The sequence below is a fragment of the Paenibacillus hexagrammi genome (assembly GCF_021513275.1).
GTDB classification, from domain to species: Bacteria; Bacillota; Bacilli; order Paenibacillales; family NBRC-103111; genus Paenibacillus_E; species Paenibacillus_E hexagrammi.
In genome coordinates this window covers 418,782-431,739 of record NZ_CP090978.1, presented here as the reverse complement: position 1 = coordinate 431,739, position 12,958 = coordinate 418,782, and the positions used below count along the sequence as shown (strand labels likewise).

General features: G+C 51.7%; 7 protein-coding genes. 2 read left to right on the top strand and 5 right to left on the bottom strand.

Annotation, left to right across the window (positions count from 1 at the left end; genetic code table 11):
• Nucleotides 1-106: 106 nt before the first annotated feature.
• Entirely contained in the window at nucleotides 107-1,402 is a 1,296-nt protein-coding gene (hcp, locus tag L0M14_RS01920) for a hydroxylamine reductase (protein ID WP_235120412.1), read from the top strand.
• Between the two features lie 232 nt (nucleotides 1,403-1,634).
• Here the strand turns inward: hcp and L0M14_RS01915 are convergent, their stop codons facing one another.
• The 4 genes from L0M14_RS01915 to L0M14_RS01900 all read right to left on the bottom strand — a co-directional run bounded on the left by L0M14_RS01915 (nucleotide 1,635) and on the right by L0M14_RS01900 (nucleotide 10,962).
• The gene (locus L0M14_RS01915) at nucleotides 1,635-2,234 is read right to left on the bottom strand and encodes a response regulator transcription factor (RefSeq protein ID WP_235120411.1); all 600 of its coding nucleotides are present in this window, start codon (nucleotides 2,232-2,234) and stop codon (nucleotides 1,635-1,637) included.
• A 304-nt stretch (nucleotides 2,235-2,538) separates the two neighbouring features.
• Complete coding sequence (locus L0M14_RS01910; RefSeq protein ID WP_235120410.1) at nucleotides 2,539-4,755, bottom strand: S-layer homology domain-containing protein; 2,217 nt, start codon at nucleotides 4,753-4,755, stop codon at nucleotides 2,539-2,541.
• Between the two features lie 44 nt (nucleotides 4,756-4,799).
• Nucleotides 4,800-7,361 carry a carboxypeptidase-like regulatory domain-containing protein gene (locus L0M14_RS01905; protein ID WP_235120409.1) on the bottom strand — a complete coding sequence of 854 codons (2,562 nt, stop codon included), beginning with the start codon at nucleotides 7,359-7,361 and terminating at the stop codon, nucleotides 4,800-4,802.
• A complete protein-coding gene (locus L0M14_RS01900; RefSeq protein ID WP_235120408.1) occupies nucleotides 7,258-10,962 on the bottom strand; it encodes a TolB family protein in 3,705 nt (1,234 codons plus the stop codon). The genes L0M14_RS01905 and L0M14_RS01900 overlap by 104 nt, the downstream gene beginning before the upstream one ends.
• Before the next feature lie 319 nt (nucleotides 10,963-11,281).
• Between L0M14_RS01900 and L0M14_RS01895 the strand changes: the two genes are divergently transcribed.
• A complete protein-coding gene (locus tag L0M14_RS01895) occupies nucleotides 11,282-11,983 on the top strand; it encodes a glycosyltransferase family 2 protein (protein ID WP_235120407.1) in 702 nt (233 codons plus the stop codon).
• Nucleotides 11,984-12,014: 31 nt separating this feature from the next.
• Here the strand turns inward: L0M14_RS01895 and L0M14_RS01890 are convergent, their stop codons facing one another.
• A complete protein-coding gene (locus tag L0M14_RS01890; protein WP_235120406.1) occupies nucleotides 12,015-12,929 on the bottom strand; it encodes a LysR family transcriptional regulator in 915 nt (304 codons plus the stop codon).
• Nucleotides 12,930-12,958 lie beyond the last annotated feature (29 nt).

Below are 12,958 nucleotides of genomic sequence, written 5' to 3'. Positions count from 1 at the left end.
AATCGTGAAGGTTATGAGAAGCCCGTTGCAGGTGTGACAAGAATCACATATCGCCGAACTGCCGCCCTATATAATGGACCCATTACCAGATGGGGAGATGTGTGAGATGTTCTGTTATCAATGTGAACAAACGCCTGCGGGCGGATGTAAAGTGGTTGGGGTATGTGGAAAAGATGAGACTATCGCAAGCCTTCAAGATACGATGATCTTTGCTTTAAAAGGGATCGCCGCTTATGCAACGCATGCAAGGCAGCTTGGCTATACAGATCCTGAAGTAGACAAAATTACGCATGAAGCGCTCTATCTGACATTGACGAACTCCAATTTCAACCTGCAGGAGCATCTAGATATGGCCATGAAAGTCGGCTCTGCTGCAGTCAAAATTATGGATGTTCTGGATCGTGCACATACGACTCATTTCGGCATCCCGCAGCCGGTCGTCGTTTCCCAGAATAAAATTGAAGGAAAATGTATCGTTGTCACCGGTCATAATCTATATGCGCTTGAGGAATTGCTAAAGCAAACGGATGGCAAAGCCATCAATATTTACACCCACTCGGAAATGCTGCCTGCCCACGGCTATCCGGAGCTGAAGAAGTATAGCCATCTCAAAGGAAATATCGGCAAGGCCTGGTTTGACCAACGTCGTCTTTTTGAAAAATTCCCGGGCGCCATTCTAGCGACTACGAATTGCGTCATGCCGATTAAGGGAACCTATGCGGATCGCTTCTTCTCCTACGAAGTCGCTGGACTCGAGGGCGTAACGAAAATTGTTGGCGAAGACTTCTCCCCCTTAATCGAGAAAGCACTGTCTTTGCCGGAAGCGAATATGGAATCCGATCAGGTCCTGACCACTGGATTCCACCACGAAACGGTCATCGGATTGGCGCCTGAAATCATTCAAGCCGTCAAAGACGGCAAAATCAAACGCTTCTTCGTCATCGCGGGCTGCGATGCACCTGGCACGGGAGGCGAATATTATAGGGAACTGGCTACCTCCTTGCCTCCTGAAACGGTCATTCTCACCACCTCTTGCGGCAAATTCCGTTTTAATGACGTCGATTACGGAACGGTTCCAGGTACTTCGATTCCCCGGTATATCGACTTGGGCCAATGCAACAATTCCGGGTCCACCGTTAAAATCGCCCTGGCACTGGCCGATGCATTCGGCTGCAGTGTCAATGATCTGCCGGTGAGCATTGTCCTGTCTTGGTTCGAGCAAAAAGCAGTAGCGATCCTTCTCGGCTTGTTCAGCTTAGGCATTCAAGATATCCGCATCGGACCTAAGCCGCCGGAATTCGTAAGCGAAGGCGTATTAAACGTGCTGGTCGAAAAATTCGGATTGAAGCTGATCGGCAGCGCTCAAGAGGACATGAGGACTATGCTAGGCTTGTCACATTGAATTAGCAGCAAAAAGGGACCTGACATGTAAGCGTCAGGTCCTGAGAGTGTTGATAAGCTGGAATGAAGAGCTCAGTAGTTTTCGGAGAAGCGTAGCGGTTGCCTTTGACAGTTTGGTTATCACCTTAGAAGCTTTTATTTCAATCGAATAACAAAATGTCAACAGCACTCGGAGAAAAGCTACTGAAACTTGTAATGGACCCTGCTTGATCGACAAAATGAGGACCTGACATTTAAGCGTCAGGTCCTTTTTTACTGCCGAAGGGAAGCTTATCCCGGATACTTCGGAGTTGAGTTTTGATCGTGCTGAGCGATTTGTTCAGCGACCGGGACATCTCGGTCCGCGACATGCCCTTCTCGCGCAGCTCATAGATTTCCCGTTCGGACGGTGTTAGCTGGCTGAGCTTAATTTCCTGCAGCAGAGCAGGGCCTGCGTCCGGATGCAGCGACAGCTTGTTGGCCGCTGCGTCGCGGATGGCCTGCACCATATCTTTATAGTTGGATTTTGAGATGTAGTTGACAGCCCCGTTCTGGAAGGAGCGCACGATAATGTCTTTGTCCTGAAGCGATGTCAGCATGATGATCCTGGGTCCGGAAGAACCGGCCATGCTCATGATCTCCCGAGTAGCCTCCAGACCATCCAGACGATTCTCGGTCAGATTAATGTCCATCAGCACGACATCCAAGCCGCCTTCATCCGCGGCGGGGATGGCCTCCTCCTTGGATGAAACAATTCGGACTATCTCAATGTCCGGCTCCTCACCCAGATCCTCAGACAATGCCTGCTGCCAGAACGTATCATCCTCCACGAGCATCACTTTGATTTTATTCATGACCGCCGTTCCCCCAACTTGTCGGAATCGCATTCTTTTAAACCAGTATACCGGATTGCGCGTTCTTGCAATAGGTTGAATTTCCTTCATCCCTGCTGCGAAAACACCCCCGGCAATCTATCGCCGGAGGTGCCGCTTGGGTAGTACTAGGCATGCCCTTACATGGATGCAGCTGCCGGGTTGAGCTTACTCGAAGCTGCGTCCAATTATTCTACACGCGCCAATCTTGAGCGCAACTCATACTCTGCTCTGCACAGCGGTAGATCGACGGACCGGGCCGTTTTTCTATCCTGAAGTTATGTCCTTACTCACCTAAGCTCTCCATGAGACGCAGCAGCATAACCGCTGTCTGAGCGCGAGTCGCTTTACCCGTCGGATCGACAGCGTCGTCCTGTACGCCGTGGATCCAGCCTATTGCCACTGCTTGAGCAAAGTCCGCTTGGGCCCAGTCAGGCAGTTGGTTCGCATCACGGTAAGGCTTCAAAACGCTTGCGTCCGGCTTCGGCAGGTCCAGCTTCGCCAACCGGGCGAACCGGGTAAAGAGCAACGCTAGCTCCTGACGAGTTACAGGATCCTCCGGACGGAACTGTCCGTTCTCCCCTTCAATCAGACCGTTTGCCGCAGCCGTCTGCACATAAGGGGCGTACCAGGCATCGTTGGAGACGTCCTCGAATACCGCTGCTCCTTTTGTTGTGAGCAGCTCCTCCGAGGAGGCCCTATGCTGCAGGAGAGACACGAGCAGTTTGGTTACTTCCGCTCTGGTAATTTGGCGTTCGGGATCAAACGCGTTCTCGGATACCCCTGATACGATGTGCCTGCTTACCAGCACATTGACTTCAGTCTGGCTCCAATGACCTTTCATATCACGGAAAGGATGATCGTAGACCAGCAGCGCGTATTCACCCAGCTCTTTAACTTGAGCTGTGAAACGATGGTTCGCTGTATCTGCAGTCCCTCCGATAAATCTCCAGCCTTCAGGTGCCGAAGCATCCTTCTTGTAGATACCTAACCGGCGGGGATCCATTGAACCCAACGCTTCGGGACGGTAACTGACGGATAGCTTCAAGTTCTTAGCTAGACTGATGTTCTCTCCGCTTAGCAGTAATGTTCCGCCGTATGCTTGGTATCCGGCAGGCAGATTGCTTGCTCCATCAGGCTTAGCCAGGTATTGCAGCTTCGCCTCTCCAGCGAAGGCTTCGTTCGGAACCTCGAGCTGCCACATACCGTCAGAGGTACGGAATGTACCACCTGCAGCAGGAACGGTCCAGCTGGACGGATTGGAATCCGTGCTGCTTCCATGACCAGTGCCACCGCCGTTGTTTCCGTCGTCGTCGCTTCCACCATCGCCGTTTCCGTCGTCGCCGGTGCCACCTCCAGATACTACCGTAGTGGCCGTCACAGTTTCAGCACCAGACTCATTGCCTGCGCCATCCACTGCTGTAACGCTAATGTCATAGGCTGTTTCCGCTTTAAGACCAAGCATGGTGTAGCTCGTTTCTGTCTTCGGTATCGTTTGGATTTGCGGCTCTGCACCTTTTTCCAACCAATGCACGGCATAGTGGTCGAGATCCAGCGCCGATGAAGGATTCCATGATACGGCGATCCTGTCTGAACTTGCGGATGTAACCTGCAGTCCGCTGACCACCGGAGGCGCCGTCCAATCCTGCGCCGCGACGGCAGGCTGCCATTTCCAAGGCTCCTCATCCATTTCAGAACGGTTAGACCATTCATCAACCGCAGCTACCCTGATTTCATAAGCCTGCGATTCCGAGAAGCCCTCCTTCATCGCCCAAGTCTGAGACGCCGGTACCGTCCACACGGTGGAGGCACCGTCTTTTCCTGGCTGCGTCACTGTTATTTCAAAGGACTTCAAATCGCGGTCGACAGGCTGATCCTCTGCATCCTTCGGAATCGACCACATGACGGTTAATTTTCCGCCGGAGATACCTGCGCTGAGGTCCTGAACCTTATGCGGTATGATCGAATCCCCGACTGTAACAGTACCGGCTAGTTCCCCTCCAACCGGAACCCCTGCATAAGTCAAGAGGGTGCCGCTTACCGAATACCCATATTCTCCTCCCGGATTCAAGCTCGCCTCCGGTGTGAATTCAAACTCCATAGCCAGCGTCTTGCCGTCTACAGTCTCCGAATCGACTGCTGCTACTGTCCCCGCTACAACGGAAGGATTGTCAGAGGAGCCGTTTCGATCCGTAATCTTGATGGCTTGATTCAGGTCAACACCTGTCATATCAATCGGCTTGGTGAAGCGAAGCTTGATATGATTTTCGTTTTCAGTCGGATAGGCTCGGATCCAATCGAGCTTGGCAGTATGCTTGGATACCAGGGGGATGTTAACCTCAAAGCGCGGAGGCGGTACATCCATTTCACCGCTGTAGGCCGTGTCATAGCCATCTTTTTCATATTTGATTTTCCATGTTCCTTGCGGCACATCCCAGCCATATTTACCTTGGATGTCCGTACTCTGCGGATTCACCTGCTCATACCAGGAAGCATCCCACACATCCCAGCTGCCCGAATCCGGATTCAGCTCCAGGGCAGTGGCGGTTACTCCTCCAATCTGTTGCTCGTCATGCCTTCATACACGTATCCGCTCGGATCGTAAATGTATTTTGGCTTGGCTAAAGGCTTCTTAGGTGGCTTGGAAGGGAATGGTTTGATTTTGCAATCGTACTGCTTCAAATGCGATTCCAGCTCTTCCAGCTCGTTGTTCACAATATTATCGAGCTCCTGACCGGCCCAATAGGATTCAGCCCAGAATAGCAGGGACCCTACTCCTTCCAGCTTGGTACTCAGAATGTTAATCGCATTTTTGAAAAACTCATGCCAAGCGATATCATACTTAATTTCCATTGCAAAATCGGAATAGTATTCCGCTGCTTGGGGATCGCAGAGAGCCAACGCCGCTTCATAATCCGCGTTAATCCGTTCGATGGCGCCAGGGCTAACCAAAGACATGATGCCGCTGCTCAGGTCATAGGCTTGCGTTCCTCTGTTCAGCATTTCGATAATCAGGGCAATCTCCTGCGGATCAACGGCCAAGCTGCTCAGGGAAGAAGCCTTATTCGTATCACCTGTCAACGCTGCTGCCACCTCTCCAGGCACCTTCATCTTCACGGTGAAGGTTCTGGATTTGCTTCCGCCGGTCTGTGAGGTTGAGGTGCCGAACACCTGAATGCCGGTCTTTTCCATCTTCTGCTTTTCCAGGTCAGTTGGAGAGCCACTCGTCGTGGTGCGAGATATCGTAACCTTCGCATCAATATTTTCGTTCATGTGAATCAGCCCGCTAACCGTGTTGGAAGGCAGTGTTGTTCCATCAGGTGTTGTACCGCCCGGAGGCGTTACGGAAGAAACTTGATAGTTACGTAGGCTCTGAGGCAGCGTGCTGCGCAGCTCTCCCTCTGTTGGTGGATTTGCCGGTGTCTCCGACGCGACTTCCTTCTTATCGTAGGTGACTGTAATCGGACCCGGGTCCCCCTTGAGGATCATGGAAGTCACGAACTCGTTACCCACAAGTGTAGCATCGGCCGACTCCAGCCCCATCCAGACTTTTACATTCGAGATACGGCTCGGATCGCGGAACTTAAGCTTATATTGGAAAGGCTGTCCCGGCACATAGACGAACGGGAATACCGCCACTCCGCTATCTGTTAAGAAATTCTGCACACGTCCATCACCTTGGCGCATCGAAATCTGTTCCAAGCCAGGATCATTCGGATCAAAATGAACAAGCGCCGTTTGTCCGGCTACGCCCGGTCCACCCGTTTGAACGATGGTACGCAGCTCATGGTTGGACAATTCCGATCCTGGAAGCCGGATTCCCAGCACCCAGCCGCCCTGTAAGGAAACTTGCGCTTCACCTAGCAGTACGTCTCCATCGTATACGTCTACCTTGGAGCCGGGGAACGAGGTTCCGCTGACCGTGAACTCCTGCTTCGCAACTACCTCCGGCGCTTGGATCGTAGCATAGGAAAGCCGGATGGCAGCCGAGCCGAGGCGTTCCTCAGGTGCCCCTTTATAACGCATGGAGGCCAAGAAGGTCACATCATCCAAGGACTGATCCTTCACCTTCAGCGAGAACTGAACGGCCCCGGATACTCCGCCCTTAATCGTGCCTACATGCACAGTCAGCTTGCCGTCGGATAATGTACCCTCCGCAGGTTGACCGTTCACGACAAGCGAAGTCGGGATATATTCCAATGCATCCGGCAGCTCTACCATCACTTCCGCATCCTCCGCAGACACGACTTGACTCGCATCCCGGCTGGTATACAGCACCCGGGCTACGATCGTGCCGCCTGGAGTGGTCATATCCCTGGACACACTAATGCCATTGCCCTCCTGTCCGGCAAACTTCCCTTTGGCACTGAGTACTTGAGGTGAAAGCTCCTTGTTCTCCGAAGCCGCTGCTTTAAATTCGGTAACGGCCGTCTTGCCTCCCTGACCGTAAGCGACCAAGCGGTAGTCTCCAGGTTCAGGAATATCAATTAAATACTTGTCGCCGATACGGCGGTAGCTCACGTTCTTGTAAGCAATCTTCCCACCCTCAATTCGAAACACCTGCAGATTTACATTGTTCTCTGACGACGTTTCTTCATTGATATATGAGGCTGTCACCTGGGCGCCGATGCCTTGAAGAGTCATTTCCAGCTCGGCTTGATTCGAATCGGGTATCGTCACTTCATCGCAGGCTGTCGGAAGCGCTCCCTCACGTCCGTCTACACATACGCGGAACTTATCACCTGCTACACCGGCCACTTGGAAAGGCGGTCCATACGCGAGAATGGGAAGAGAGGTTTCCATGTGGTAGTGATAAGCTACTCGCCAATCAAAGGTGACAGGACCTTCCTTCACACCGTTTAGCACGGTATAGAGCTTGTAGTTCACCGTGGCGTAATCCAACAGCTGTAGATTCGCAGTAGCGTTACCATCATCCGGCACACTCACGTTCACATACTTGGATAGCTTTCCTTTGGACCCACTGTATGCCGCCCGTACTTTTACGTTACCTGCCGGGATGTCGATACGATACGTACCATCCTTGCCCGTATAGGCTTGGAAGGCCTTGTCGCTCCCCTCTAGAATAGCTGTAACGGAAGCGGCTTGCACCGGGGAACCGTCTGTTCCCCGTTACCGTTCCCTCCAGTTTGCGGGACGGCTTGGTTTCAACAGACACGTTTGCTCCTACGTTAATTTTATTTGCACTTACCTTTATTTCTTTAGGAAGGTAATACACGTCGTTCGGTATCACTTTCAGGGTATATTCCTGATCCTTCACAGCCGTTACACGAAGATCGTAGCTGCCATACGTATTGCCTTGGAGAACCACATTTCCGTCCGAATCGGTTAGTGCATAATCCGAACGGACCCTCTCTCCTTTTGGACCCTTGATATCTCCAGAGATCCGAACGAAATATTTAGGCGTAATCTTCAGCTCGGCCGTTTGCCCAAAATCAAATTCCGGTGCGTTCAGGTCCATTGGAACCAAACTTGAGCCATAGGACAGAAGCACTCTGTACGATAGGTTGTTATACGGCACATCGAAGCCGTAGCTCCAAACGTTGTCCTTTATCTGCTTCCAGTCGTAGTGCCGTCTCATATAATCCTTATCGTTCATATACATAACTTCAACGATTGAGCCTTGGAACGGATCTCTCCACTCTTGCCATTCTTTGCCCTCGGGGACATCCAGCGTTACATTCAAACGGCCTGCAACATTCTTGTGAATGGCAAAAGGCTCCGGTAAACGTTCACTGCCGATGAGAATCTCGACGGATTCAATACTTGCCGTTCCTTCCGTAACAAGATAAGTACCGGTGTAGCTTCCCCCTTGCTCTGTCTCTGACAGGTCTATCGGTGTTTCCACCCGCTCCTGCTTGCCATCTTTCCACTGTTGGGAAATGACCGCCGCCTGCAGGCTTAGATCGAGCTTGCCAGTTACAACCAAGGTTGCGGTAGAACCCATCACCGGGACCGTATCGCTACCCTGCCCAACCGTCTTGTCATATTTCATTTCAACCTTGGTAACGGAATCTAAAATCGAGAAGAGATCGAACGAAATTTCGTTCTCACCCAGATTCAACGGAACGACGCGTTCTCCGCCAGTCTTATAGCCTACAGGAGGAACGACTTCTACGGTTACGGATGTACCCTCCGGAAGTTTGCCGGGTAGAGCGGCGATTCCTTTCGAGTCAATGTCGATCATTACCGGCTCCATGCCCTCAGGAGTAAATTTGACCTTAATGCCTGCCGGTCGTGTTTGCCCAGTCGGCTCATTCACCAACACCTTCAACGTCGAGGAAAATTCCGGCGTCAGGTTGAGAGCCGTAGTACGGCCTCCAGCCAATGTGACTCCTTCCTGCTTCACCAATACCGCTTCTCCATAACGGATCCCCACTGTATAGACAGCACCGGATTTAAGCGGAAGCTGGTAGTCTAACACGTTGCTGGACATATCCTTATGTTTTTCTACCCCGTTACCATCCACTGCGAACAGTTCTAAGCCACCCAGTCTGTCGGTCTTGTCAGTCTGTACATGCACGGACAGTACGCCTGCCACCTTAACCGGGAAACGATCCAAGGTAATGCGAGAGGTACCGCCCTCCAATTGAACCACGCCGGATACAATCTCCGCTATGGTGTCATCCAATGTGAAGGTGGCTTTGTAATAGCCAGGTGAAGCTGGTTGTTCGGACATTGTCACTGTCTTCTGCTTGACTTCATCAGATCCAGCGGTTCTATACGAAATCACAGCTTCAACGCTCTGGCCCGTGGTCCCGCCTGCCTCCAATGTTACAATGCCACCTGCCATCAGTTGATCGTCCACCTGATTCACTACCGACCATTGGGCCGATTCCAGTGTGGAGCCGGGGTCCGTAGAATCGCAATCCGCTAAACATGCAGCGTAGAGGGCGTTCTCTTGTCCGTAGATCATGCGTTTGCCCGCACGGTCGATCGCAGCCCCGAAGGTATCCTCATTGAGGCCGGCCGGAATCGTAGGATTTCCCGGATCACTCAGCTGGAACAGCTCACTGTAGTGCTTAATCCGATCTGACGGGGTTTCTGTCAATTGAGCCAGTACCTGCTTTCCGTCACCGGTAATCATGACTTTATCGTACGAATTGTTCCAGACACTTCTGGACCCATTCACGTTCATTTCGATCCCTGTATCGACATCCATTACATAGGCATCGTCACGGTTAAATGAATATCCACTGTTATATGCGATGTGCTTACCAGCGTCATCCATCTCTAAATGGTCGTATCGGTTGTGGTCGGCAAAACGATTCACTGCCACTCCCTGACTCACATCATAAAGATAGATGAACACCCCCGGGTACGGTGCTGGCATTCCCTTAATGTTTCTAGAAGAAGAGACGAATGCGATCTTCTTGCCGTCGCCGCTAATGGCCGCGCTTGTGCTGGTGCCGTTCTCCGGAGAACCGTCCACGGTTTCGCTGATAAGCTTGCGCCGTTCAGAAGGATCTGCGTTGCGGTCGATCAAATAAATCCGGCCGTTCTCCGAGAACACGACATAGCGTCCGTCCCGGCTAATCCCCGGCTCCCGAGCGTCCACACCGGGTGTAGATAGTAACTCCAATCCGGACCTCTTCTTGTCATAGACATAGACGTGCTCACCGGCTTGCTCTGGGGATGCAGTCAGATTGGTGGCATTCGAAATAAAGACCACCCTGTCGCCGGTCTCATCAACACGAAGGCTGTGAATGCTTCCGTTCGGAAGGCCGGAGTCCTCCTTGGTCGGAGAGAACATATCCTTTTCCATGAACCCGCCGAATCCCTTTCTGACCATAAATACGAGCCGCTGCTCTTCTGTAGAGGCAGGAGCATCCGTATAAACAGCCGTGGACCCGTCTCCGCTGAGTACCGCCTCAAATCCGGCATCGGATGCCGGTTTATTGAGTTCCGCCAGCTTCGTCTTCTCATCGGTCGAGCTAGCAATGGTTACCGTCGTTCCGGATGATTCGTTGCCGGCGTGATCCACCGTAGTAATTCGAATGATCATCTCGGCTCCTGCCGTAATCGGCACAGTCAGTTGCGTTTCCGTAGTGTCACGCAGCTTAACTCCTGCTGTGTCATCATAGACCCGGTAGCCCGCAATATCCGGATTCGGAATGGGGTCTGGATTTCCCTCCACCATTGGCGGACTCCAGCTAAGAAGCGCTAAAGTAGAAGTCAGCAAGCTCCATTCCACATCAAAGACGTAACCTGCATCAATCCAATCCACCTCTAACATAATCGGCTCCGACTGAGCGCTTTCCTGTCCGTCAACAATGGATGAGGCCGAGAAGTTATACGTGCCATACCCAATATCATCCAAGGAAACATCCACAGTAAATCTGCCATTTTCGTCCGCAATCGCCGGTTCCCCAAGAGCAGAAGTCTCTTCCTCGTTCAGGGAATACCAGATCCGAACGGAAGCTCCTGGCTTCGCAGTGCCGCTGATCGTCACTTGATGTGCGTTAGTTACATCAAAACCCAGCGGATCGAGCACCGGAACGCTACTTGGGTCGATCGCAACGGACTGCCCACCGCTGCCATATACCGAGTCCTGAACGCTCAAGCCGGCACTTGCCATCTGACCTGCGCTGTCCGCGAACACTCCCTGCGGCACGATGCCCGTCAGCAGCAAGACCGATAGCATCAGCCCTGCGCTAGCCTTTCTTTTCTTTTTCAACCAACTCATTCCCATTACCCAACTTATTCCTCCTTCATCCCAACAGGCTTTCATGAGGCTTAGACGTACTCAGTCCACTCAGCCGTGTCTTTGCTACTGGCAATAACCGAAACATTCTGTATCATCCAAATGATGACAACGCCTTGGCAAATCAAATTGTAGTCGGATTTAAACGAGTTGAATAGGTTGAAATTTTATCATCCTAGCAGGAAAATCGGTGTGATTGTAAGTCGTTTTGCAGGGGATGCGGGGAGCAAGCTTTCGAGCATATTGCCCAAGCAAGTACCCAAGAAGTTCATAAAATAAAGAAAGTAGGAGAATGGAGGGGATACTTTTGACCAAGCCGGGAGTGTCCATCATCACGTGTACGAATCAGCCCCGTTTTTTCAAGAACATCCTGATCAATTACCTCAGCCAGCGTTACAAACGCAAAGAGTTGATTATCATCATCAATAAAGACGGAGTTAACGTTAATCAATGGAGGCGTAAAACTGCTGGTATTCCCAATGTGACGATCTATCAAGTGCCGGGGCGGATATCGCTTGGCCAATGCTTGAATTGCGGCATATCCAGAGCCAAATATCCACTCATTACAAAATTTGATCACGACGATTATTATTCGCCGTACTATTTGAGAGAGCAAGTCCGGGAGCTCCTGCGTACAAGAAGCCCGGTGCTTGGCAAGCACGCATGCCTGGTCTATTTGGCTGCCAGCAAAAGGCTCATCATCCGGTCTCCTCAAGAACAGAAAAAATTCGTGGGGTTCATTCAAGGTGGGACACTCCTATTTCGGCGAGAAGTCCTTAAGAATGTACGCTTCTCGGATCTTTCACTTGGTGAGGATGTCAAATTTTTGAGGGATTGCACTAAGAGAGGCTACGCCATATACGCGACTTCTCCCTACAACTACGTGTACATTCGCAGAAAAAATAAAAGCACGCACACCTGGCGGGTAGGCGATCATCGCTTCCTGGTCGGCAGCCGGCCTATAACTGTGACCAAGCATTTCCGCCGCTTTGCTGTACGCAAGCCTTGATGGCTGAAAGCACCTGCGTCAAGCCGCCATTTTATATGGATTGGACATGCGAACCTGGCAGGCTGCATCGGCTTCGCATAAATTGAATAAACGTTCGCACCTGATAGGGCATAACCTCCTCATCCCGGAAGACAAGACAAATATGCCGCCTGTTTACGTAACCGGGCAGGTTGCGCATGATCAGCTCACCGCGCTGAATTTCCTTCTCGACGCTGCGCAGCGGCAAAATGCCGATTCCAATGCCGTGCTTTACGGATTCTTTAATCGTCTCTATAGCTCCAAGCTCCATCCGAATGTTGAGGCGAAGGCCGTTATCCCGCGCCCAGGCTTCCGAAAGCTCCCGTGAGGTGGAGCCATGCTCATGGACAAGGAAAGGCTCCTTACTAAGATCGGACACCGTAATATGCTCTTTCCGGGACAGCGGGTGCTCCGGCGGAAGCATCAGCTTCAGCTCGTCTTGCACGAGCGGGACAAGCTGTAAGCCCTCTATATCGGTGAGAGGCAGCGAAACTACGGCAACGTCAACCTCATATTCTTTTAAAAGAATAAGAATGCTGCTCGCTTTTTTCACGGATAGCGTCGGTGTCACTTGTGGATACTGCGTTTGAAAATCCGCTAGATAAGGCGGCATGAAATAAGTAGCGGGTGTATAGCTCGCCCCAAGCTTAAGCAGCCCTCTTCCTTGCTCCCTGTATTCCATCATAAGCCTCTCCGCTTCACCAACCAACGCATAAATACGCCTAGCGAAGGGAAACAACGCCTGGCCGGTTTCCGTCAACTGCAGGTGGCGCAGCTGTTTGCGGAACAGCTCGACGCCAAGGTCTTCTTCCAGTTTTTTCAGATGAAAGCTGACTGTCGGCTGCTTGAGATCCAGCTGCTCAGCGGCTTCTGTCAAGGTTGAGCAACGGGCGGCATGGACAAAAACACGCAATTGCTGAAAGTTCATTCTCGAATCCCTCCTCCCCGTAATATAGA